This is a genomic window from Pimelobacter simplex, assembly GCF_024662235.1.
Classification (GTDB): domain Bacteria; phylum Actinomycetota; class Actinomycetes; order Propionibacteriales; family Nocardioidaceae; genus Nocardioides.
Genome location: NZ_CP096276.1, coordinates 2,257,744 through 2,280,790 on the forward strand (window position 1 = coordinate 2,257,744; position 23,047 = coordinate 2,280,790).

Here is a 23,047-nt window from a genome sequence, read left to right on the forward strand (position 1 = left end):
ATGACTCCGTTCGAGAGTGCTGTGAGAGGTTCACTCGAAGGATCACGCGGTGGCCGCTGCTTCGTCATCCGTACTCGCCGGTGACGATCTCGGCGACCGCGCTACACCACTATCGGGGACTCAACTCCCCATCCTTGCCGCCAAGTTCGAGACTCACCGGCTTCAACTGCTCAGCGCAACGAAGTGCGACCGCACGCCCTGTCACTGTCGAGCCTGTGAACTGGACGAAGTCAGCGGCATCCACGACGGCGGAGCCAGTGTCGCTGGCCCCCGTGACATGTGCCAGAACGGGCGGGGCGCCGATCTCGTGCCAGCCTTCGATGACCCGTGCGCAGGTCAGTGGTGTCTCTTCCGAGGACTTCACCAGGACCGCGCACCCGGCAGCCAGCGCGGGAGCTGCGTCCATGAGAAAGAGAGTGATCGGGAAGTTCCAGGGGGTGATCAGGCCGACGAGAGGATGGGGCCGGTAGGTCTTGGAAAGTCGCTTCGGCAGGCTCAGCAGTCCCGCGGACCTGACCCTTTCGTCGGCGAGAAAGTCCTCGGCGTGGTTGGCGTAGTAGGTGATGAATTCGCAGGACGCGGTCGTCTCCACGAGGGCGTCAGGACGCACCTTGCCGGTCTCGGCCTGAAGCAGGTCGGTGAGCTCGTCGGTATGAGCAAGGATCCAGTCCCGCCACTGGTGCAACCATTGTGAACGCTGCCGTGGACCATCCTCGGCCCAGGTAACTTGGGCGAGGCGAAGCTCGGTAGCGATGCGCGTCACGGCGTCACGATCATCTACGGAGATGGTCTCCACCAACCGGCCGTCGGCTGGGTTGCGCACCTCAAGCATGGTCGCTGTGGTTGTTGGGCTCATCGGTCCTCCTGTGGGTGCGCAGACCCGGGTGAAGCGTCAGTTTGGATCTGGCTCGTCGACTTGATGGTGAAAGCGTCGTCAACCGCAGGCGCGGAGGAATCCACCATCGAGCCATAGGTGTGGCGAAGCTCGCTCAGGATCTCGGCCAAGGGCAGGTCGTCGAAGAGGCCACGCTCGTGGACGTACTCCATGTGCTGGATTCCGTCTGCCGTGAAGGCGTGCATGAGTGCGTGGTGCTCACCGTCGAACTCCACCGGAGGAACACCGAAACGAGCACACAGCTCGACGTTGAACGCCGGCGTCGCCTTGAGCCACCTGCCGTCGATGTGGAGACTGCTGTATCCGTGGTAAACGAACAGGTCCGTGCCGCCCATGAGTGTTCGCAGGGTCTGGGTTTGCAGATGGTTGCGGACATCGGCGAAACCCAAACGCGCCGGAATGCCTGCCGCGCGGCACACCGCAGTGAGCAGCACGGCTTTCGGGACGCAGTAGGCGCGACCGGCCTGGAGCACGAAGCTCGCGCGGTAGTGCGCAGGGTCGGCCGACACCGTGTAGGGGTCGTACCAGACCCGGTCGCGGACGGCGGCGAACAGTCGTCTCGCTTTCTCGGTGTCGGTCCTCGCGTCACCGACCGTGGCCGCGGTGAAGTCGCGGACGTCCTCGTGCTCGAAGTCGAGAAATTCCGTCGGCTCCAGGTGGGACGCAAGGATCTGACTCATCGGCGCTCCAGGGTGATCGGCAACCCGTCGACGGGAATCGGTAGTGAGGTGTTGTCCCATCTGACTTCGTAGCCGTCGGGGACCGTCCAGCTGTAGGTGCGCAGCATCTGGTGCAGGATGGCCTTGACCTCCAGGGTCCCGAAGTGGAGACCAATGCACTTGTGCACCCCGCCACCGAACGGGATCCACCCGAAGCGGTGGTGCTGGTCTTCCCGACGCGGCTCACTGAAGCGTCCAGGGTCGAATTTGTCGGGGTCGGTCCAGCATGTCTCGTCGAAGTGATTGGCGGCCGGAGCGATGGCAACCAGCGTGTCTGCTGGAATGTGGCTCCCGGCAATCTCGACGTCCTCGACGGTCTTGCGCATGACGATCGGCACTGGCGCCACCAGGCGCAGCGTTTCCTTGATCACCAGATCGAGAGTCGCCAGCGACTCCAGGTCGACGATGTTCGGGGTCCGGTCGCCGAGTCGGTCGGACTCGGCCCTGGCCTGCTCCTGCCACCCCGGGTGCTTGGCGAGGAAGTAGGCGGCCGCCGCAGTGGTGATGGTCGAGGTGTCGTGGGCGGCCATCATCAAGAAGATCATGTGGTTGATGACGTCCTCATCGGTGAAGGCGTCCCCTTCGGCGGTCTGCGCATGGCACAGTCCCGCGAACAGGTCGCCGCCCTGACCCTCGCGGGCAGCAGGCAGATGTTGTGCGAAGTAGGCCTCCAGCACCGCTCGCCCACGCACACCAGCTCGCCAGCGTGTCCCGGGCAGCGGTATCCGCACGATCGAGCTGGCTGCCCGTACGGTCGACACGAAGGCGTCGTTGATCGCATCGGTGTCCTGGTTCCCGCCGCGCCCCGCCATGAAGACGTCCGTGGCAACGTCGAGAGTCAGGCTCTTGAGCAGGGGGTAGAGCCGGTTGGACGTGCCGGCGGTCCAGCCTTGGATGTTCGCCTCGACGGTCGGTCCGAGTTGGTCGACGTATCCGGCAAGCCGGTCACGGGTGAACGCCTCCTGCATGATGCGTCGATGCATCTTGTGTTCGTCGAAGCTCATCAGCATCAGGCCACGGTGGAAGAACGCGTCGATGAGATAGGTCCAACCGTCCTGGGAAAAGGACCTCGCTTTGGTGGTCAGTGCTTCTTGTGTGGCGTCGGGGCCGGCCACCGCCACCACCTTGGTGCCGAACGCCCCCATCCAGGACACCGGACCGAAGCGCCTGTATCGGGCACGCGTGAAGTCCGACCCGAAGCGGATGTAGTCGACGGTGTGTCCGAGGAGAGGGAGTCCGGCGGTCCCTCGGACGGGCTTGAGTCCGGAGCCTTCCGGAACTGGGGCGAGCTCGTGGACCGGCCACCGGTCGCTGGCCTCGCGCAGGGCCGCGTCCCATCTACTCGGTAGCGACGCCAGGAGCAACGACGAGAGCCGGTCGCGCCTCTTCGTGATTGCTCGTGGGAGGAGGTTCGTCACTTGATGTCCTGTCTATGAGCGTTCCCGGTGGTCAGCAACGGAGGCGTACTACGCCGCTCGGCCTACCCGCGTATGTCGGTCAGATCTGGGACAACCAGCTCCGCCCGTCCCAGCAGCGGAGCACCTTGCGCCAGGAGCCGCTTGGTCAACATGAAGTCACGGGGACGGTTCACGCAGTCCGCGGCGATCAGCACACCGTGGCGGAGGTAGAAGCAGGTGAAGTCGCGGTCTTGACGGGGATCACCGCTGAGCACGACTTCGTCGTAGCCGGTGTTGAGTCCGGCGATCTGGAGCTTGACGTCGTACTGATCTGACCAGAACCACGGAAGCGCAGTGATTTCTTTGGCCTTCCCGCAGAGGGTGGCGGCGGCCACCTTGGCTTGCTCCCCCGCGCTCGGTACGCACTCGAGACGAACTCGACGACCGTGACTGGCCATGGTGCGGCTCGTGCAATCGCCGGCCGCAACGATGCCGGGGTCGCTCGTGCGGGCTCGATCGTCAATCGCGATGCCGTTGTCGACAACCAGTCCTGATGCCGAGGCGAGTTCGGTGTTCGGCTCAACACCGATGCCCACGATGACGAAGTCAGCAGGAATTGATTCGCCGCTCGACAGGAACACTTCGCGGACCTGGGTGTCCCCGGCGATGGCCTCGACAAGTGCATTCGTCCGAATGGAGACGCCCGCATCTCGGTGGATCCGCTCGAAGAATGCTGAGACCTCGGGGGCCGTCACTCGTTCGAGGACACGCCCGGTCGCCTCGAGCACCGTGACATCGAGCCCCAACGCGCGCAACGACGCGGCTGTCTCCAGCCCGACGTAGCCCCCACCGACGATGACGGCTCGCCGTCCGGGCGAGGCGGCTCCACGGATCAGCTCGACGTCCTTGGCGGTGCGCAGGTAGTAGACACCGCCAAGTAGGGCGCCCGGCACGAGAAGTCGTCGCGGCCGAGCACCGGTGCACAGGGCAAGCTTGTCGTAGCCCAGCGACTCGCCGTTGCCCAGCACCAGGTGACCAGCGGTGCGGTCGATCGACTTGATCGTTGCATCCAGAAGCTGGATCTCCTGCTTGGCGTAGAACGCTGCGCTACGGATCGCCAGATCCTCAAGGGTGCTCTTGCCCGCCAGCAGGGCCTTCGACAGGGGCGGGCGTTGGTAGGGCAGCGCCGACTCATCGCCCACCAGGACGACCTCCCCGGTCCACCCCTCCTGGCGCAGACTCGCCGCGAGCTGCGCGCCGGCATGGCTTGCGCCGACGATCACCGCTCGCTGCCCGGTCATGCGCCGGCCTTCGGGGTGAGACGGACCATCAACTCACTGATGCCACGTACGAAGTTTGACTGCACGTACTCCGGCTCGCCCACCACCTCGATCTCCTCGAAGCGCGGAAGCAATTCCTCCCACAGGACCCGCAACTGCAGCTCGGCCAGCCGGTTCCCCATGCAGCGGTGGACGCCGAACCCGAAGGAGATGTGGTTGCGCGCGTTGGCACGGTCGATGATCAGCTCATCAGGCCGATCGAAGACGGCGGCGTCGCGGTTGCCCGAGGCGTACCACATCACGACCTTGTCGCCCTCACGGATGAACTGGCCGTTCAGGATGGTGTCGACCTTGGCGATCCGGCGCATGTAGGCGAGCGGAGTCTGCCAACGGATGACCTCCGAGACCATGTTGGGGATAAGGTCAGGGTTGGCCTTCAGCTTCTCGAACTGATCCGGGAACTGGTTGAGCGCAAGGACACCACCACTCATCGAGTTGCGGGTCGTGTCGTTGCCTCCGACGATCAGCAACACCAGGTTTCCGAGGAACTCCATCGGGCGGTCGATGAGGTCCTTGGTGTTCTCGTTGCTCTGCAACATGGTGATCAGGTCGAAGCCGGGTTCCTCCCCGGCAGCAGTCCGGGCGGCCTTGTCGTGCCAGAGGGCGCTCAGACCTCCCGCCATGTCACGCATGCCACGGAAGACCTCATCGTTGTCCGAGGGACCACCGTTGGCTTGCTCCATCGAGGACGCAAGATCTGACCAGTAGACGAGCTTGTCACGCTGCTCGTAGGGGAAGTCCAGCAACGTGGCCAGCATGCGCGCAGTCAACTCGACCGAGACGCGCTGCACCCAGTTGAACGGCTCACCCACCGGGAGTTCGTCCAGCACCTCGCGAACGCGCTCTCTGATGAGCCCCTCCATCTCGCGCAGATTCTTCGGTGCGACGACGCCTTGGACCGCCTGCCGCTGCAGGTCGTGCCGCGGCGGATCCATCGCGATGAACATCTCGATGTCGAGGAACCGTGGTGGCACGCCGATGACGATCAGGGGTTCGGCAGAGAACGAGTCATGGTCCTTGTCGACCGCGATGATGTCGGCGTGCCGGGTGACAGACCAGAACGGGCCGAAGGGACTGTTGGGCTGGTAGTGCACGGGGGCTTCGGTGCGCAGACGCTCGAAGTAGGACTTCCAGCGACCCTGCCGGTACATGAACGGATTGCTCATGTCGATGTCGGCGAGGTCGATCTCCTCGACCGGCGGGATGGGGCGCTCGACAAACATCTTCTTGCCATTGGTCCCCGTGACCCACCTCCTGGTCTTGTCGTAGAGATGTGCGCCCTGAATCTGCCGCTCCATCGGGATGGTTGCCTGGACCTTGGCGGTGACCGCCTCAGGAATTTTCATCACTTCTGCCCGTTCTCGCTGGTCACATCTGGAATTCGGGGAGTCGGACGGTCAGCCCGTCCCATGCGTCACAGACCGCCATTTGGCACGACAGTCGGGAGGTCGGTTCACGCTCGGGGTTCATCGCGAGCATCTGCTCCTCATCGGGGCCGGAGAGCCCGACCCGCTCGGACCACTGAGGGTCGACAATGACGTGACAGGTTCCGCAGGCAGCTTCCCCACCGCAGTCGCCGTCGACGCCGGGCACCGCGTTGTTGGTCGCGACCTGCATCAACGACTGCCCCGCGTCCAAGGACGCCGTGTGCGTCTCGCCGTCGTGCGACACGAACATCACCACTGCCATGATCAACTCCTGATGCGTCGTAGGGAGGGCACAAGGCCTTGGGTCAACTCTTGCCGCGGACGCCGGTCGTGGCTATGTTCGCCCGGGCCAGTTAGTTGTGAGTTCGGCTCAGGGAAGCGGGTTCGATGAACCTCAATGAAGCGGGAGTGCCCTACACGGCATTCGCGCAGCTGCTCGAGAGCCAGGCACTTGGAGCGGGCGCTGTGGCACGGTTCCGCGCCATCATGGCCCGTGAGGGCGTCACCGAGGCGACCTTGCTGCAGCACGACGGGCAGATCCCAGTGCGGTGGTTCCGGGAGGTCTACCCCACGCTCGATGCCCACCACGCCACCGAACTCGGCCACACGTTCGCAGAACAGGCTCAACTGACCTCGTTCGGCCCTTTGAGTCTCCCCTTGATCAGCGCAGGATCCGTGGCCGAGATCATGGAACTTCTCACCTACCTGCCCTTGATCACGACAGCCGTCACCACACGGTTCCACCCGAACGACGAGGGCCTCACAGTCGGGCTCACGGGTCATATCGGCGATCCGGATCTGGATTGTCTGCTCGTTACCTACTGCGGCTCGGCACTGCGGAGATTGATCCAGATGCTCGTCGGCGACGGGTCGACCGTCAGACTGCACACCAGTTGGCCAGCGCCCGCGTCCGTGACTCAGCACGAAGCCTCACTGGACGGGCACCTGGTCTTCAAGTCTCCGATGACATTCCTCCACGTGCCCACGGAGACGCTGAATGAGGTCTGTCGGTTCTCCGACCCGGTTGCATATCGCCTCGCGATTGCCGATCTCCGGGAGTCCCTCGAGCACAGGATCGGGCCGACGTCCTACTCGAGCAGGGTACGGATCTCCCTGGACGAGGCTCTTGAACTGAAGACGTGCCAGACGGTCGCCGATGAGCTGTCGATGTCTGCCAGCACCCTCAAGCGGCGCCTCCAGGAAGAGGGCACCACATTCCGCGACCTGCTCGAGACGTCATTGCTGGAGCGCGCCACGCTACGCCTGCTCGACCGATCCATGTCGATCAGCGAGATCGCGGTCGAGCTCGGGTACAGCGACCTCACCAACTTCTCGCACGCCTTCAAGAGGTGGACTGGTCAGTCTCCGAGGCAGTTTCGAGAATCCAGTCACAGTTGGTAGCTGAGACCTTCCGGACGGGCACGCTGATGTCGAACACGGCAGCGGCGGGGAAGGTCGGTTCATTGCGGTTGGCGGTGCCGATCGCTGCCATCGGTCAGGACGGTCGTCCCGGACCCTTGAAGTGCTCGAAGTCAACGGTGACGAAGAGGGCACCCGACCTCGCGACCAAGGCACCGTCGGAGGCCTGGAGGGTGGCGGCCATGTGAATCTTGCGTCCAGCACGTTCCGCGATGCTGGCTTGAAGCGTGTATTCGAGGCCCAGCAGCACCGGGCTCAGGTACTCGACGTCGAGCTTGCGGGTAACGGCGAGGTCTCCGATGGAGTACAGCAGGAATCCGAAGAGATCGTCGAAGACAGTGGCCACTGCGCCACCGTGCGCGATGCCGGGTGCACCCACGTGGCGAGCGTCAAAGGTGTGGGTGGCAACCACCGTGTCGGGGGCGTTGCGGGTCACGACCAGGTGGTGGCCATGTGGGTTCTCCGCGCCGCACCCGAGACAGTGGCTGTGGTGCGATGGCAGGGTCGCCCCGACTCCGCGGGAGACGTCTGGGTCTTGTCGCCATCCGGCGAGCAGGTGGTCGAAGGTGTTCTCACCCATTACGCGTGGGTCTCATCGAATGTGCGTGGCGCCAGTCCGTCGAAGAGGAGTCGCGCTACGGCGTCGGCGATGCTTTCCATCGGCCGTTGACTTCCGACCACTGCCTCCATCAACCCAGCGACCGTGACCGCGCCGAAGATCATGACCGCGTCGGACATCGTGTCCTCCGACGGCAGCAGCGAACCGTCGTCGGCGCCGTCACGGAGCAGCTGTTCGACGGGTTGGTAGAAGGCTGCACTGAGGGCACCGGCGAGTTGAGGGAGGCGGGTTGCGCGACCGAGATCGCCGACCAGGGCTCGGCACGAAGCCGGGTTCTGGAGCATCACGCTCAGCTGGGCACGGATCACTCGCGTCAGGCGTTCCCGCGCGGTCCCTTGACTCTCGACCGCGACACCGACCTCAGCTGCGATGGCCGTCAGCAGGTCGTTGAGCAGGAACGCGAGAATTTCGGCCTTCCCTCTGAAGTGGTAGTAGAGCGTGGAGACGGGTATCCCGGTGACTTCTGCGATGTCCTCGATCTTGGTGTCGTCCAGTCCTCGCTCCGCGATCAGTTCCGAGGCTGCGTAGATCTTGCTGGCTAGTTGTACCGGCAGTGGCTTCATCGGTCCTCCCATGACGCGATCATCCTATGTTTTTGCAGAATTTTGTGTTGGAATCGGATTCCAACATTAGATGCCAAGGAGATCGGCCCATGCCAGCGCCTGTTCGCGGGAACCCGGTCACGTGGCTGTCGAGCACGGCCCTGAAGTTCCCTGCGCTCACTGTCGCCATCTGGCTGGCACTGAGTGCAGTTCTGGTCGTCGTTCCGCCGAGCCTTGAAGACGTTGTCGAACGAGGCACGACCGCATTCCTGCCTGACGGGGCGCCGAGCGTGCGTGGCCTGGACGCGATGGGTTCTGCGTTCGGCACGGGAAAGGCGGAGGCCTACGCGTTCATCGTCCTGGTCAACGACGACGGGCTGAGCAAGGCCGACGGGGCCACCTATCGGCGTCTCGTGGCCGGGCTCGATGCCCATCCGGATGAGGTGGTCGAGGTCCAGGACTATCTGGAGCAACCTCAGTTGCGGACTGTGTTGACCAGCAAGGACGGCCGCGCCACCTACATCCCAGTCGGGTTGAAGGCCCCTATCGGGTCGCCTCGGTCGAACGAGGATGTGGCGCTCCTACGCGGCATCGTCGATGACGCGGGCACTGCCCCGGGCACGAAGGTCCACATCACGGGCGACCCGGCGACGGTGGCTGACCTGACCACGGCGGTCGAGGAGGCCTCGGACAGGATCCACCTCATCAGCGTCGGCTTGCTGGTGCTGATCCTGGCGCTGATCTATCGGCGACTGGTCACCGTGCTGATTCCGCTGGTCACTATCGGGGTGGCCCTGGTCTGCACACGGGGCGTGCTGTCGATCCTCGGTGAGTCGGGGCTCGCACTGTCGTCGTACACCTCGGCGTTCGTGATGGCCATCGTGCTCGGTGCTGGCACTGACTACTCGGTGTTCCTGATCAGCCGGTTCCGGGACGAGTACCGTGACACCGGCCAGGTGGCGACGGCGATCCAGACGGCCACGACGCGGATCGGGACCGCGCTGGTCGCCTCCGCTGCCACGGTGATTCTGGGCGCGAGCACGTTGATCGCGGCCAAGCTCGGCATCTTCTCCACCACCGGTCCGGGGATGGCGATCGCGGTCGCAGTGTCCCTGGCGGCCACCCTCACCCTCACTCCCGTCCTCATTGCCTGGACCGGCACCCGGATCGGACCTGCGCCGGCGATCCGCCCCGAGTCCCTGTGGAGCAGGGTCGGCACGCTCGTCGCAGCACGACCCGCTCGGGTGCTCGTCGGCAGTGTCCTGTTCCTGGGAATCCTGGCAGCGTTCCTGCCCACGATGACGCTGTCGTTCAACACCCGGGCAGCTCAGCCCTCAGACACGCCGAGCAACATCGGAAACGCTGCACTGACCAAGCACTTCGCACCCAACGAGACTCTGCCCGACTACATCTTGGTCACGGCGCAACGCGACATGCGCAACCCGAAGGACCTGGCCAGCCTCAACACCCTGAGCCGTGCCATCGCCAAGGTCCCGGGGGTGACCTCGGTACGCAGCATCACCCAGCCCAGCGGCGAGCCGTTGTCGCAAGCACAGATCAGCAAGCAGCTCACCACCCTGGCAAAGCAGTTGAACAAGGCGGACCGCAAGCTCACCAAGGCACAACCCGGCCTGATCGAACTCAGCGACGGAGCCGCCGAGCTGGACCGAGGCGCCAACAAGTTGGCCGACGGCAGCGTGCAGGCCGTGGACGGCGTCGACCAGTTCGTCACCGGCCTGACCGAACTCAACGAAGGGCTGGAGACTGCCGCAGACAACACCGATACCGCTGCGTCTGGCGCAGGCGACCTCGCCGAGGGCGCACTCCAGCTCGCCCGTGGGCTTCAGAGCGCGCATGACAAGGCCACCCTCGGGGTCGAGGGACTCAAGGCGATCGAGCAGGCGCTTGCCAAGGACCTCCTGTGCGGTGTCGACCCGGTCTGCAATAAGGCGAGAAAGGGACTCAAGCAGATCGTCGATGCCCAGGACGAACAGCTCCTCGGCGGCCTCCAGGAAGCTGCTGACGCCGCCCTGAGCATCGCGAATGGACAAAGCACCCTCGCCGACGGACTCCGCAAGCTCCACGGCGGCCTGGTCCGCGCAGAGAAGGGCAGCGGACAACTCGCCGACGGGCAGAAGGTCTTCCGGACCAAGCTCCTCCAACTCGCGACAGGGACCGAAGAGCTCGCCGCAGGAACCAGTGCGCTGAGCCCGGGCATCAATCAGCTCGCAGACGAGACCTCCCGACTCACCGACGGACTCGACCAGGCAGGCACCTACCTCTCCGACGTGGGCGCACAAGCCAACACTGCGGATGCCGGCGGGTTCTACCTCCCCGCCAGCGCGCTCGAGAACCGGGACTTCGCGCTGGCCCGCACAACGTTCCTCAGCGCCGACGGTCGGGTCGCCCGGATCCAGATCAGCGGCGAGACCGACCCGCTCAGCGTCGATGGCGTCGACCGCTACACCGTCACCCGCGATGCCGCAGCACGAGCCATCCGCGGCACGACCCTGGCTGACGCCGACCTGCTCGCGACAGGAGCCGGCGGGCTGGGAGCAGACCTCCAGGACTACCTCGACCACGACACCCGTTTCGTGGTCGGACTGGTCCTTCTCATCGTGTTACTCATCCTGATCCTCACCCTCAGGTCACTGATCGCTCCCGTCTACCTGCTGGCCTCGGTGATCTTGTCCTGCGGCGCGGCACTCGGCCTGACCACCTTGTTCTGGCAACACCTCATGGGGCAGAACATCGAGTTCAACGTGCCCGTCATCACGTTCGTCCTCTTGGTCGCCGTCGGCGCCGACTACAACATCCTGCTGATGAGCCGGATGCGAGAAGGAGGCCTGAGCCTCAGCCGACGCGACGTTGCTGATGCCGTCACCGCCACCGGCCCCGTCATCACCTCGGCCGGCGTCATCTTCGCCAGTGCCTTCGTCGCGCTGATCGGCTCGTCCGTGCACGGACTGGCTCAAACCGGATTCGCCGTCGCAGTCGGACTCCTCCTCGACACATTCGTTGTCCGCACCCTCGTTGTCCCCGCGTGCGCCGCCCTGCTCGAGGAGCACAACTGGTGGCCCACGCGACCCGGCACTGGTGAGGCCAGCGAGTCCGCGTGATCGCCGATCGAGAGCAGAAGGGACACCTCAGGATGAGCCAACCCGTCAGGATCTACGACCCGTTCGACCCACAGGTCCAACAGGACCCGTACCCGGTCTACGAGCAGTTGCGAGACGAGGCCCCGGCGTACTGGGCCGAGGACGCCAACACTTGGGTCCTGAGCCGTTACGACGACGTCTCCGCGGCTCTCGCCGCTCCAGAGACCTTCTCTTCGGCCAAGGGGATCTTCCCGTCGCCACCCGGCGTCGATCAGTCGGACCTCTTCCTACCGATGCTGATCATGACCGACCCACCACGGCACGCCCAGCTGCGCGCCCTCGTCAGTCGGGCCTTCACGCCGCGACGCATTGCTTCGATGGAGACCTCAATCCGGCAGACCACTGACCACCTTCTCGGGCAGATCAACCCGGGCCCATGGGACTTCGTCTCCGATTTCGCGGGACCCTTGCCTGCGATCGTGATCGCCGAACTGGTCGGGGTTCCCGCCGACGACCGCGAACAGTTCCGGGCATGGTCATCGACCCTCGTGCAAGCGAACCCGATCCACGGAGCGCGCGATGGTCTTGCCGCAGCCGCGTCGCTCTACGAGTACTTCGCCGGCTTCCTCGCCGAAAGACGCCGCACACCCAGGAGAGACCTGATCTCCGATCTGGTCCATGCCGAGGTCGAGGGCGAAAGACTCACTGACGACGAGGTGTTGGGGTTCTGCCTGCTGCTCCTGGTGGCCGGCCACGAGACCACGACGAACCTCCTTGCCAACAGCATGGCCATCCTCACAACCCGTCCCCAGGACCGAGCCCGGATGGCACACGAGCCTGCGGTCCTGGCCTCGGCAATCGAAGAACTGCTGCGCTACGACTCCCCCGTTCAAGGACTCTCGCGGACCCTGACCCGTGACATCACCCTCCACGGCGAGACGCTCCACTCCGGGCAGACAGCCCTGCTCCTCTTCGGCTCCGCCAACCGTGATCATCGAGCGTTCGCCAACCCCGACGAGTTCCAGGTCGAACGCGAGCCGGGACGCCAAGTCGCCTTCGGGCGAGGACCTCACTTCTGCCTCGGAGCCGCCCTCGCCCGCATGGAGACACGGATCGCTCTTCACGCCTTGCTCAACCACACGTCCTTCAAGTGGTTCGCCGATTTACCCGCCGCCAAACGACTTCACTCCGGCCCCATCCGCGGCTACGCATCACTTCCCGTGCAGTAACGGACCCAATCAACGACAGCGAAGGAGGTACCGATGAAGGCCGAGCCCAAACCGAGTCGCGCCAGCGTCCTGCACGCGGTCATCGACACCACGCTTGCCCGACGAGACGGGCAGATCCCTACCGACATCGAGGGTATCGACAACTTCTTCGACGGCATCGAGGACCTTGCAAGCGCACTCCTTCTACGTTGGCACACACGCCTGATCGCATCGCTGGAACGCGGACTGTCCGATGAACCCGAGGATCGCGAGGAAGCCGTCATCGAGGCATGGCGCCACGCCACCTGGATCTACTGGGGCGTGCGAATGGTGATCGACGAACTGACGGAGAACCCACCGACCGAGACCATTGCCGAAGCCGTCCGCATGACCGCCCGCAACGACTGGGCAGCCATGGCCATCGCCGCCGGCCTGGCCAGCGGGTTCGACGAACCCGCCGCCCGCGTCGGCCATCGAATGGAGCTGGAGGCACGCCGCCGCAACCAGCTCGAGCGCAGCACGGCCCGGGACCCGCACGAACGAGGGTTTCTCATCAGACTCAAGGACGCGATCATCGGCCGCGCCTCGACCTCACCGCTCTCCGATACCTAGTGTCCAAGTTCCTGGGGAGTCGGGCCAATGTCATTCGCCGAAGCCACTGATCCGCGCGGCGGGCCCTAATCGAGCCTAGGAGCGGCCGGGGTTGGCGCGTTCACGCCGTCACCAGGTCCCGCGCCGGGACGTAGATGTTCCGGCGGCTCAGCCAGTCAGGCGTCTGTGCGCGGACCCGGTCCGGGGTGAGGAACGGGTGCTCGGGTGTCCACGGCGTGGGCAGCGATGAGCGGATCGACCAGGCCGGCGCGTCGAGTCCTGCCGACTCGAGTTCGTGAGCGACGACCGCAGCCAGCAATGCATCCCACTCGGCCGATCCGACCGAGGCGGGCTCGGCCGCCCATGAATCGAGGAGGATCTGGCGCAGTGTGTCGTCTTGTTCGCCGACGATCGCGTTGAGGTGGTCGCGGCCCTGGAGGAGCATCCGCCAGATCCACTCCCTTTCGCCGGCGAGGAAGTAGCCCCGCATCGCAGCAGCGGTGGCAGGCGCCGACATCAACCCACGGGCTTTCGCGGCGCCGAGAGCACGACCGAGCCGCTGGGCGCGGATGAGGAACTGGGCGAAGGGTCGGGTGTCGCCGGTGAGGTAGGTCGAGAGCCGCGGCGCCGAGGTCCCCAGTGCCCGGGCGAAACCGGCTTGGGAAAGGCCGCTGATGGTCACCGCGTCTCGCAGGAGGGTGATGACCTCGGCGCTGTCGCGGTCGAGTGGCTGTCCCATGCCCGGATTCTACCATTATCTAACTCGGTAACGGCTTCCCTCGCATCGATGCAACCAAGCTCCTCAGCGATCGGTCAGAGGTCCTTCGTGGCCAGGCTCGACAGGGCTTCGGCTATGACCTTGTCGCGGTTCTCGGCCGCGTGCTGATAGCGCAACGCTGCGCCGGCAGTGGAGTGTCCGAGGCGGGACATCAGTTCGGCCAGGGTTGCGCCAGTGCTGGCAGCCAGGACCGCTCCGGTGTGGCGAAGATCGTGGAACCGGAGATCAGGTCGACCGGCGGCCTCCCGGGCCTTGTAGAAGACCCTGTAGAGGGTGGCGGGCGCCAGGTGCTTCGTTGGGTCGCCAGCGGCAGGGAACAGGAGGCCATCGCGGCCTCCGGTGATGTTGTCGCTCAGGTGCGCCTTCACGACGGGGAGAAGGTGCGGTGGAATCGAGACGTCGCGCGTGCCCGCGTCTGACTTCGGCGTGCCGATGATGGACTCGCCCTTCACGCGGACCACGGCTCGGCGGATCTTGACGACGCCGTTGATCACGTCGAAGTCGTGGCGGCGTAGTTCGGTGATCTCTCCGAAGCGGAGTCCGCACCATGACGCGAGCAGGATCATCAGCCGGTAGCGCTCAGGCATCGCCTTCGTCAGTGCCTCGAGCTCAGCCAGGGTCGCAGGGGTGATCTGCTTGACGCGTTTCGTGTTGGCCGCGCCGCGAATGTGACAGGGATTGAAGTCGATCAGACGACGTTGCACGGCGTCGCCCAGGATCGTCCTGAGCAGGCCATAGGCATGTGCAGTGGCGGTCGGGGTCGCCTCCCCCATCCGGTAGTGCCAATCGTCGATCAGATCGGCAGTCACGTGCTTCAGGGCGACGTCGCCGAACGTCGGCAAGATCCGCGCGTCGAGAATCTGGCGATAGTGATAGCGAGTGCGCGGCTTCAACTGACGTAAGAGTCCCCGGGAGTGGTGGGGTTTGAGGGAGCAGCGGCGGGGCGTCAGCACGTAGACGGCCATCGGCGGGATCTTCGGTGTGTACGGCCAAGCACCCACTGAAGAAAGAGGTCCACCGATGGCCTTGCCCCAGTCTGCCCTGTCCGAGATCCTCGAGGCGTTCCGTGCCGGTGATGGCGTCGATCTCATCCGTGATTCGGTCCGGCTCGCGCTCCAAGAGCTGATCGAGCTCGAAGCCACCCAGCAGATCGGCGCGGCGCCCTATGAGCGCACCGAGGACCGCACAGCCGAGCGGAACGGCCACCGTCCGCGGATGCTGACCACCAAGGCCGGCGATGTCGAGTTGCGCATCCCCAAGCTGCGCAAGGGCTCGTTCTTCCCGATCATCCTCGAGCCGCGGCGCCGTATCGACCAGGCGCTGTACGCGGTAGTCATGGAAGCCTACGTCCACGGCATCTCCACCCGCTCGGTCGACGACCTGGTCGAGGCGATGGGCGGCAGCGGTGTCTCCAAGTCCGAGGTCTCCCGGATCTGCGCCAACCTCGATGAGCAGGTCGGCGCGTTCCGCACCCGCAGTCTGGATCATGTCGAGTTCCCCTACATCTACCTCGACGCGACCTACCTCCACGTCCGTAACGCCCCGGGCAAGGGCGGTCAGGTGGTGTCGATGGCGGTGGTCGTCGCGACCGGCGTGAGCGCGACCGGGGAGCGGGAGATCCTCGGCCTAGATGTCGGCGACAGCGAGGACGAGGTCTTCTGGCGCGCCTTCTTGCTCAGCCTCAAGCAGCGCGGCCTGGCCGGCGTGCAGCTGGTCATCTCAGACCAGCACTCCGGACTGGTCAAGGCGCTGGGCCGGGCGTTCCAGGGTGTCGCGCACCAGCGGTGCCGGGTCCACTTCGCGCGCAACCTGCTCGCTCACGTGCCCAAGGGGCAGGCCGAGCTCGTGGCGACCGCGTTCCGGATGATCTTCGCCCAGCCCACGCCCGAGGACGTCCACGCGGCGTGGGACAAGACCCGCGAGGAGCTCGCCGCCCGGTTCCCCAAGCTCGGTCCGTTGATGGACGCCGCCAAGGCCGAGGTCCTGGCCTTCACCGCGTTCCCGCGCGAGCACTGGCGCAAGGTCTGGTCGACCAACCCGTTGGAGCGCGTGAATAAGGAAATCAAGCGCCGGGCCCGGGTCGTAGGCATCTTCCCCAACGCCGCCGCCGTCATCCGACTCGTCGGAGCCGTGCTGATCGACATGCACGACGAATGGATCGCCGGCGAGCGCCGCTACCTCTCAGAAGGCTCCATGGCCAAGCTCTACGAGACCAGCAATACTCACCCCGTCGCCGCCATCGACAACGGCGACGCGTAGGCACCGAGGGTCACCTCAAAGCCCACCACCCCGCGGGGCTCTGTCCAACTGACGATGCGTGAGCCAGCGCTCGGCGTGCTCCCCGAACGTGAGTGGCTTAGTCGTCCTAGGCGGCGTCCAGTCCTCGTTGTTGATCTCGCGACGCCGATCGGCGAGCCACGCCTCGGCATCCTCAGCCGTCTCGAATGTCACCGATGCCTTGTGCCGGACTAGGTCGGGACCGAGGTAAGACGCCTGATAGCGCTTGCTTGGAAGCTTCCTGATCGCTCCGAACCCGCGCCTGCGTGGCATGCCCACTCCCCATTTTCGTGCAACAACGTGCAACAAGGATGGCAAAACCCGTGCATTTCTGTCCAGATGCAAAAGCGATACTGGATCCTGTTTCCGCAGGTCAGGGGCGTTTTGTCCACTAATGTCCAGTATCGCCGCATCCCGTGAAACAAGATTCAAACCCAGTATCGCCCACAGAAAGCCAGCCCCGGACCAGCGGAAACGCGGTTCGGGGCTGTTTCGCGTTTCAGCCGTCCCCCTAGGCTCCCTAGACATGCGATCCCGGCTCGACCTTGCGCAGGCGCTCCTGGAGGGCGCGTCGACCGCGGCGTGGATCGCCGTCCCCGACTACGCCGCCACCAAGGGACGCCGTCGTACCGCCAAGGCGGTGATCCTCGCGGCGACGGTCGCGGGCGCCGTCGTCACCGAGTCGCTGCGCCCCGAGGAACCGTCCCCCGAGGACCAGCCGCCCGAGGAGGCCGTCCCGGCCTCGCCGGGCCGCAGGTCACTCGTCGTCTCGGCAGCGCTCCTCGCCGCGAGCAGTCCGTTCCTCTTCAACCGCGGGGTCGACCGCGGAGCCGCCTGGCTGCACCGGCGCGGCGTCCAGCGACCGCGGACCGTCATCGGCCTGGCGGCCGGGACCGTGACGGCCCTGGGCAGCCTCACCACCGATCGCTGACGCCCATGTCCCTCGCGCCGCTCGACCACGACGTCCGGCAGGCCTACCTCGCCCGGCTCGGCGTCGAGCCCGAGCCACCGTCGCCCGGCGCGCTGCGCAGGCTCGTGCAGGCCCACGCCGAGCGGGTGCCGTACGAGACCCTGTGGATCCAGGCGGGTGAGGGCTGGGGCATCGATCCGCACGACGCGGCGGCGCGCATCGCGCACCAGCAGCGGGGCGGCTACTGCTACCACCTCAACGGCGCGCTGGGCCTGCTCCTCACCGCCCTCGGGTACGACGTCCGCGCCCACGTCGGTGGCGTGCACGGCCCCGAGGGGCCGAGCGCCGCCGTCCGCGGCAACCACCTGGTGCTCACGGTCGCGGGGCTCCCGGACGAGGCTGCCCCCGACGGCACCTGGTACGTCGACGCGGGCCTCGGCGACGCCCTGCACTCCCCCGTCCCCCTGGTCGCCGGCGCCGTCACGCAGCCGCCCTTCGCGATGACCCTCGAGCAGACCGGCGCCGGCACCGAGGCCGCCGGGTGGCACCTGGTCCACGACTCCTCCGGCGGCTTCACCGGCATGTCCTGGACCGACGCCCTCGCGAGCACGGCGGACTTCGAGGCCCAGCACCAGCGGCTCTCGACGTCCCCGGAGTCCGGGTTCGTCCGGGTCGCGATGGCCGAGCGCCGCGACGCCACCGGCGTCGACGTCGTGCGCGGGCTGGTGCTGAGCCGGATCGAGACGGGGAGCCGGAGCGACGAGCAGGTCACCGACCGCGCCACGTGGTTCGGGCTGCTCGCCGAGCGCTTCGCCCTCCCCCTGCGCGAGCTGGCCCCTGAGGGCCGCGACCGGCTGTGGGGGCACGTCCTCGCCGCGCACCGGCGCTGGGAGCAGCAGCAGGCCGCCCCGCGCCCCTGAGGAGCCCCACGCAGACGTCCGCCCCACCGCGGGCGCGCTTTCCCGCGATGGGGCGGACACCCGGACGTCTCCGGGTATGCCAGGTGCCGGTCGCTTCCGCGCAGCACCCGGCCATGGTCAGGCGGAGTGGGGACGCCTCACCATGCACGGCCCGGGACGCGCCGCAGGCGCGGGGCCGAGATCGGGGTGGGTTGGGGGGTGGTGGGGTCCGGGGACCGCGTGGGGGGACCGCCGTGCGGCGAGGGCCGCAGCAAGGGCATACGCAGACCCCCATGGTCGTCGGTAGCGCGATGCGGGCCGCCCGAGTCCGACCTGCGTCCTTCGGCCCAGCGTAGGCCGACGGGCACGTCGCCTGTCACCCTTTCCGCCAATGCTTTACCCGCTGGTCCGGACCGGCCGGAAATGGCGCGCGCCCCGTCCGGTCGAGACCGGGCGGGGCGCCGCCGCGCCCGGCGAGTGTGGGGTCCGTCGGGCGCGTGTGGTTGGGGAACCGCTGGCGAGGTTAGTAGGTCCGGGTGGTCCGCCGTGGCGAAATGGCGGAGATCATCCCGGGATCACCCCGGCTGTCCCCCGGGCTCCGGCGAGGCGGGCGGTTCAGTCGCCCGCGGGTACGTCGTGGCGCGCGGCTCGTGCTGCGGAGCCGGCACCTGGGAGCGGCGGATCGCGACGAAGACGGCCGCGCCGACGGCGCCCAGGCCGGCGAGCAGCAGGAGCTTGCGGCGGCGGCCGTGACCGTGGCTGGGCAGGTGGTCGGTGACGGCGTCGGGCAGCCGGTCGACGACCGGCTCGGGGATGCGGTCGGCCAGCGCGTGCGCGGCGGACTCGATGGTGGGCGACACGGCGTCGACGAGGTCCCTCAGCTCGTCGGCCACGTGCTGCGCGGTGCTCGTGCGGGGCATGGTGCTCCTCCTCGGATCGGGTTCGGCACCGCAGTACCCGATCACCGCGGGGCCAACCCGGAGGGGACCTCTAGCCGCGGGGGCGGACGACGTCCGAGGAGCACTCGTGGCAGCGGACCCGCAGCTCGCCGCGCTCGGGCGGCTCCCCCAGCCGGCGCCGGTGCCAGCGCGACTGCTCGGTACGCCGGAAGCACCGTGGGCACCAATCGTGGCGCACCCATGGTCCGTACAGTCCGAAGTCCTTCCCCATGTCCGCAACCCTGCCGGACCAGACGTCGGATGTCGCGCCGCGGCACCCGCGCCCTGGCGTGTCGCGACCAGGTCTGCACGATCGTCGCGGACCGGACTAGTCCGACCGGACCAGGCGCCGTGTCCAACGTCCCGGTCGGTCCCGGGGAGGGTCCCGGGTGAGCCGGGGATCAGTCCTCGTCGGCGGCGAAGTCCTCGTTGTGGGTGCCGGGGCGGGGCGCCCAGGGCAGCTCCTTCGCCGGCCGTACGACGACCAGCCGGTCGCCGCGCGCCAGCAGGGTCACCACGGGGTCGAAGTACCGGTAGACCTTGTCGTCGCGGACCACGGCGATGACCTGGTCGGGCAGCGACTGGGGCGGGCGGCCGACCTCGTTGACGAGGAGCTCGCGCTCGGCGACCTCGAGGCCCTCGCCGTAGGTCAGCAGGTCCTCCATCACGCTGCCGAGCGTCGGCGAGAGCGTGGACAGGCCCAGGAGCCGGCCGACGGCGTCGGAGGAGGTGATCACCGAGTCGGCGCCGGACTGGCGCATCAGCGGGGCGTTCTCCTGCTCGCTGACGGCGGCCACGATCCAGGCGTCGGGGTTGAGCTGGCGCACGGTGAGCGCGGCGAGCACGTTGGAGTCGTCGCGGCCCGTCGTGATGATCACCTGGTCGGCCTCCGCGACCCCGGCCCGGGTGAGCACGCCGCGGCGGGTGGCGTCGCCGGTGACCACGGCGAGCTGGTCGGCGTGGGCGTCGGCGAGCGCGACCGGGCTCGGGTCGACGACGACCACCTGCTCCCGGTTGAGGCCGTTGTTGACCAGGGTCTCGACCGCGCTGCGGCCCTTGGTCCCGTAGCCGATCACGACGACGTGGTGTCCCATGTTCTTCCTCCAGCGGGTGATCCGGAACATCTCGCGGCCCCGTTGGGCGAGCACCTCGAGGGTGGTGCCGATCAACAGCACCAGGAACGCGATGCGGGCAGGGGTGATGATGAAGGCGTTGACCAGGCGGGCGCCGTCGCTGACGGGCGTCACGTCGCCGTAGCCGGTCGTGCTCAGCGTGACCGTCGTGTAGTAGATCGCGTCGACGAGGGTGATCTCGCCGTTGGGGCTGGCCTCGGTGGCGACGTCGCCGCCGTCGCGGTAGCCGTGCCGGTCGAGGTAGACGAGCAGCACGGTGCCCACCAGGATGCCCAGCGCCATCAGCAGGCGGCGTCCCAGCTGCCACCACGGCGAGCGGGCTCGCTCGGGCAGGGCGACCTGTCCCGCCGAGCGGGTCTCCGCCGGTCGCGTCATGTCTGCCACGGCGGCGAACCTACTCCACCGGAGCCGGGTTGCGGCGCAGCAGGCGGCTCATCAGCTCGCGTCGCGCTCGTTGGGTGGTCTCCTGCGGGAAGACCTCGTCGAAGGCCGCGTTGACGCCCGCGCCGATGAGCACCGCCAGCGCGGCGATGTAGAGCCAGACCAGGATGGCGATCGGCGCGGCCAGCGGCCCGTAGATCGAGTGCGAGTCCTGGGCGGTCACGGTGAGCACCCAGCGCAGGAGGTACGAGCCGAGCACCCAGCTCACCAGCGAGAACGTCGCGCCCGGCAGGTTGAAGCTCCAGCCGGTCCGTACCGGCACCGACACGTGGTAGAGCGTGGCCAGGAAGCAGATGCAGATCACCACGACCAGCGGCCAGTAGAAGGTCATCAGGAACTCGGCCCGGTTGGGCAGCCAGGTGCGGACGAGCTTGGGTCCGGCGACCACCAGCGGCAGCGTGATCGCGCCCGTGACGACGGCCATGATGTAGAGCAGGAACGACAGCGCCCGGGTCTTCACGATCCCCCGGTGCCCGCCGAGCCCGTGCATGATCGTGATGGTGTCGACGAAGACGTTGAGCGCCCGCGAGCCCGACCACAGGGCGAGCACGAAGCCCAGCGAGATCACGTCGAAGCGGCCGCCGTCGAGCACATCGTTCATGGTCGGCTTGATGACGTTGTTGACGGCCGTGTCGGTGAGGAAGCGGGAGAACAGCTCGAGCACCGCACGTCGTACCTCGTCGACCTGGGCGGCGGTGAAGTGCTCGGTGACGTAGCCGACGCCGCCGGCGAGCGCGAAGATCAGCGGCGGCACGGAGACGACGGCGAAGAACGCGCCCTCGGCGGCGAGGCCGGTGACGCGGTACTTGAGGCAGGAGCGGACCGTCGTGACGATGAGCCGCCACAGCAGGTGGGCGGCGCGACGGAGCCACGACGTGCCCGGGTCACCGGTCCCGGGAGCGTCTGCCATGGGCAGCACGCTATCCGTAGGGGCCGGTGACCCGGGGAACCTCAGCGTGAGGCGCCGCTCACCGCGAGCTCGGGCTCGGCTCCGGGTCCGGCGTCGGCGGACTCCGGTCCGGTCTCCTCGGGCCCGGCGTGCTCGTCGACCATCGTCGTCTCGTCGAACGGCTCCGCGCCGGACAGGACCCGGTCGAGGCGGTCGCGGTCGAGGCTGCCGGTCCAGTGGCCGACCAGGACCGTGCCCACGGCGTTGCCGGCGAAGTTGGTCAGCGCGCGGGCCTCGGACATGAACCGGTCGATGCCGACGATGAGGCCGACGCCGTCGACCAGCTCGGGCCGGTGCGACTGGAGACCGCCGGCCAGGACGGCCATGCCGGAGCCGGTGACGCCGGCGGCGCCCTTGGCGGCGATCATCATGAACAGCAGCAGCGAGATCTGCTCACCGATGGCGAGCGGGCTGCCGACCGCCTCGGCGATGAAGATCGAGGCCATGGTCAGGTAGATGGCGGTGCCGTCGAGGTTGAACGAGTACCCGGTCGGTACGACGACGCCCACGGTCGTCTTGTCCACACCGGCGTGCTCCAGCTTGGCGATCACCCGGGGCAGCGCCGACTCCGACGAGGACGTCGCCAGGATGAGCAGGAACTCGCGGCCGAGGTAGCGCAGCAGCGCGAAGATGTTGATGCCCGTCGCCAGCTTGAGCAGCAGGCCGAGCACGACCACCACGAACAGCAGGCACGTGATGTAGAAGCCGATCATCAGCACGGCCAGGCTCTTGAGCGCGTCGACCCCGCCCTGCCCGGTGACCGCGGCCATCGCGCCGAACGCACCGACCGGGGCGGCCCACATGATCATGGCGAGCAGGCGGAACACGAGGCGCTGGAGGTGCCCGACGACGGTGAGCACCGGCGTACCGAGCGTGCCCATCCGCTGGAGCGCGAAGCCCACGAGCAGCGCCACGAACAGCGTCTGGAGCACGCTGCCGCTGGTGAACGCACTGAAGAGCGAGGTCGGGATGATCCCCAGCAGGAACGCCGTCGTGTCCGCATGTCCCTCGGCCGCCTTGGCCTGGGCGGTCGCGGCCGCCTGCTCGGTGATGTGCAGGCCGTCGCCGGGGTGGAGCAGGTTGCCGACCACCATGCCGATGGTCAGCGCGACCGTCGACATCACCATGAAGTAGACGAGCGCCATGCCGCCGACCCGGCCGACCTTGGCCGCGCTGGCGACGGAGCCGACGCCGAGGACGATCGTGCAGAAGATGATCGGCTGGATCATCATCTTGATCAGGTTCACGAAGCCCTCGCCGAGCGGCTTCAGCTCGACGGCGAAGCCCGGGAAGAGCAGGCCGGTGGCGATGCCGAGCAGCACCGCGCCGATCACCGCGAGGTACAGGTAGTGCGTGCGGCTGGCGCGCTGGGCGGCGTCCGCTGTGCTGGTGGTGCCCATGGTTCCTCCTGGTCCGGGCTGGGGTTCTCCGCAACTGTGCGACCGGAGGTGACGACCGTCACCGTTG

21 protein-coding genes and 1 pseudogene are annotated in these 23,047 nt (G+C 67.1%); 7 read left to right on the plus strand and 15 right to left on the minus strand.

Annotation, left to right across the window (positions count from 1 at the left end):
• Positions 1 to 109: 109 nt before the first annotated feature.
• From M0M48_RS11210 to M0M48_RS11235, 6 genes and pseudogenes are all read right to left on the minus strand, one after another.
• On the minus strand, positions 110 to 856 hold the full coding sequence (locus M0M48_RS11210; protein WP_257751205.1) for an aldehyde dehydrogenase family protein: 747 nt from the start codon (positions 854 to 856) through the stop codon (positions 110 to 112).
• Positions 853 to 1,575, minus strand: coding sequence for a transglutaminase-like domain-containing protein (locus tag M0M48_RS11215; RefSeq protein ID WP_056756807.1), 723 nt, complete (start codon positions 1,573 to 1,575; stop codon positions 853 to 855). Before M0M48_RS11215 ends, M0M48_RS11210 begins: the two co-directional genes overlap by 4 nt.
• Positions 1,572 to 3,032, minus strand: coding sequence for a cytochrome P450 (locus M0M48_RS11220; RefSeq protein WP_056756821.1), 1,461 nt, complete (start codon positions 3,030 to 3,032; stop codon positions 1,572 to 1,574). The genes M0M48_RS11215 and M0M48_RS11220 overlap by 4 nt, the downstream gene beginning before the upstream one ends.
• A gap of 62 nt (positions 3,033 to 3,094) precedes the next feature.
• Positions 3,095 to 4,312 carry an NAD(P)/FAD-dependent oxidoreductase gene (locus M0M48_RS11225; protein WP_056756823.1) on the minus strand — a complete coding sequence of 406 codons (1,218 nt, stop codon included), beginning with the start codon at positions 4,310 to 4,312 and terminating at the stop codon, positions 3,095 to 3,097.
• 11 nt (positions 4,313 to 4,323) lie between these two features.
• Positions 4,324 to 5,697, minus strand: a pseudogene (locus tag M0M48_RS11230) (cytochrome P450); the annotation flags it as partial.
• Positions 5,698 to 5,719: 22 nt separating this feature from the next.
• Positions 5,720 to 6,040 carry a 2Fe-2S iron-sulfur cluster-binding protein gene (locus M0M48_RS11235; RefSeq protein ID WP_056756828.1) on the minus strand — a complete coding sequence of 107 codons (321 nt, stop codon included), beginning with the start codon at positions 6,038 to 6,040 and terminating at the stop codon, positions 5,720 to 5,722.
• A gap of 125 nt (positions 6,041 to 6,165) precedes the next feature.
• On the opposite strand from M0M48_RS11235, the gene M0M48_RS11240 reads away from it, so the two are divergent.
• Positions 6,166 to 7,179 (plus strand): helix-turn-helix transcriptional regulator, encoded by a 1,014-nt coding sequence (locus M0M48_RS11240; protein WP_056756829.1) that lies wholly within the window; start codon positions 6,166 to 6,168, stop codon positions 7,177 to 7,179.
• Between the two features lie 94 nt (positions 7,180 to 7,273).
• Here M0M48_RS11240 and M0M48_RS11245 read toward each other — a convergent pair whose 3' ends face one another.
• Both M0M48_RS11245 and M0M48_RS11250 read right to left on the minus strand, forming a co-directional pair.
• The gene (locus M0M48_RS11245; RefSeq protein ID WP_235536120.1) at positions 7,274 to 7,633 is read right to left on the minus strand and encodes a PaaI family thioesterase; all 360 of its coding nucleotides are present in this window, start codon (positions 7,631 to 7,633) and stop codon (positions 7,274 to 7,276) included.
• Positions 7,634 to 7,776: 143 nt separating this feature from the next.
• Entirely contained in the window at positions 7,777 to 8,391 is a 615-nt protein-coding gene (locus M0M48_RS11250) for a TetR/AcrR family transcriptional regulator (protein ID WP_238694885.1), read from the minus strand.
• A 77-nt stretch (positions 8,392 to 8,468) separates the two neighbouring features.
• On the opposite strand from M0M48_RS11250, the gene M0M48_RS11255 reads away from it, so the two are divergent.
• The 3 genes from M0M48_RS11255 to M0M48_RS11265 are packed head-to-tail and all read left to right on the plus strand — an operon-like array spanning position 8,469 to position 13,276.
• On the plus strand, positions 8,469 to 11,477 hold the full coding sequence (locus tag M0M48_RS11255) for an MMPL family transporter (protein ID WP_161605253.1): 3,009 nt from the start codon (positions 8,469 to 8,471) through the stop codon (positions 11,475 to 11,477).
• The gene (locus M0M48_RS11260; protein ID WP_235536121.1) at positions 11,474 to 12,685 is read left to right on the plus strand and encodes a cytochrome P450; all 1,212 of its coding nucleotides are present in this window, start codon (positions 11,474 to 11,476) and stop codon (positions 12,683 to 12,685) included. Before M0M48_RS11255 ends, M0M48_RS11260 begins: the two co-directional genes overlap by 4 nt.
• 33 nt (positions 12,686 to 12,718) lie before the next feature.
• Positions 12,719 to 13,276, plus strand: coding sequence for a hypothetical protein (locus M0M48_RS11265; protein WP_056756832.1), 558 nt, complete (start codon positions 12,719 to 12,721; stop codon positions 13,274 to 13,276).
• 100 nt (positions 13,277 to 13,376) lie between these two features.
• On the opposite strand, the gene M0M48_RS11270 is transcribed toward M0M48_RS11265, so the two are convergent.
• Together M0M48_RS11270 and M0M48_RS11275 are read right to left on the minus strand one after the other, a co-directional pair.
• Positions 13,377 to 13,937, minus strand: coding sequence for a hypothetical protein (locus tag M0M48_RS11270; RefSeq protein WP_257751206.1), 561 nt, complete (start codon positions 13,935 to 13,937; stop codon positions 13,377 to 13,379).
• A gap of 131 nt (positions 13,938 to 14,068) precedes the next feature.
• Entirely contained in the window at positions 14,069 to 14,998 is a 930-nt protein-coding gene (locus M0M48_RS11275) for a tyrosine-type recombinase/integrase (RefSeq protein WP_257751207.1), read from the minus strand.
• A gap of 55 nt (positions 14,999 to 15,053) precedes the next feature.
• Here M0M48_RS11275 and M0M48_RS11280 point away from each other — a divergent pair, with 55 nt between their 5' ends.
• The 3 genes from M0M48_RS11280 (at position 15,054) to M0M48_RS11290 (ending at position 18,140) form a co-directional block, all read left to right on the plus strand.
• Positions 15,054 to 16,292 carry an IS256 family transposase gene (locus tag M0M48_RS11280; protein WP_257750629.1) on the plus strand — a complete coding sequence of 413 codons (1,239 nt, stop codon included), beginning with the start codon at positions 15,054 to 15,056 and terminating at the stop codon, positions 16,290 to 16,292.
• Between the two features lie 544 nt (positions 16,293 to 16,836).
• Positions 16,837 to 17,241, plus strand: a complete 405-nt coding sequence (locus M0M48_RS11285) for a hypothetical protein (RefSeq protein WP_215816188.1) — start codon at positions 16,837 to 16,839, stop codon at positions 17,239 to 17,241.
• 5 nt (positions 17,242 to 17,246) lie between these two features.
• Positions 17,247 to 18,140, plus strand: coding sequence for an arylamine N-acetyltransferase family protein (locus M0M48_RS11290; RefSeq protein WP_257751208.1), 894 nt, complete (start codon positions 17,247 to 17,249; stop codon positions 18,138 to 18,140).
• A 554-nt stretch (positions 18,141 to 18,694) separates the two neighbouring features.
• On the opposite strand, the gene M0M48_RS11295 is transcribed toward M0M48_RS11290, so the two are convergent.
• The 5 genes from M0M48_RS11295 to M0M48_RS11315 all read right to left on the minus strand — a co-directional run bounded on the left by M0M48_RS11295 (position 18,695) and on the right by M0M48_RS11315 (position 22,980).
• Positions 18,695 to 19,039: a cell wall synthesis protein CwsA gene (locus tag M0M48_RS11295; protein ID WP_215816186.1), complete on the minus strand. Its 345-nt coding sequence runs from the start codon at positions 19,037 to 19,039 to the stop codon at positions 18,695 to 18,697.
• Between the two features lie 70 nt (positions 19,040 to 19,109).
• The gene (locus M0M48_RS11300) at positions 19,110 to 19,289 is read right to left on the minus strand and encodes a hypothetical protein (protein WP_141267276.1); all 180 of its coding nucleotides are present in this window, start codon (positions 19,287 to 19,289) and stop codon (positions 19,110 to 19,112) included.
• A 169-nt stretch (positions 19,290 to 19,458) separates the two neighbouring features.
• The gene (locus tag M0M48_RS11305; protein ID WP_215816201.1) at positions 19,459 to 20,565 is read right to left on the minus strand and encodes a potassium channel family protein; all 1,107 of its coding nucleotides are present in this window, start codon (positions 20,563 to 20,565) and stop codon (positions 19,459 to 19,461) included.
• 19 nt (positions 20,566 to 20,584) lie between these two features.
• Positions 20,585 to 21,541, minus strand: a complete 957-nt coding sequence (locus M0M48_RS11310; RefSeq protein WP_257751209.1) for a YihY/virulence factor BrkB family protein — start codon at positions 21,539 to 21,541, stop codon at positions 20,585 to 20,587.
• A 41-nt stretch (positions 21,542 to 21,582) separates the two neighbouring features.
• Positions 21,583 to 22,980 (minus strand): cation:dicarboxylate symporter family transporter, encoded by a 1,398-nt coding sequence (locus M0M48_RS11315; RefSeq protein WP_257751210.1) that lies wholly within the window; start codon positions 22,978 to 22,980, stop codon positions 21,583 to 21,585.
• Positions 22,981 to 23,047 lie beyond the last annotated feature (67 nt).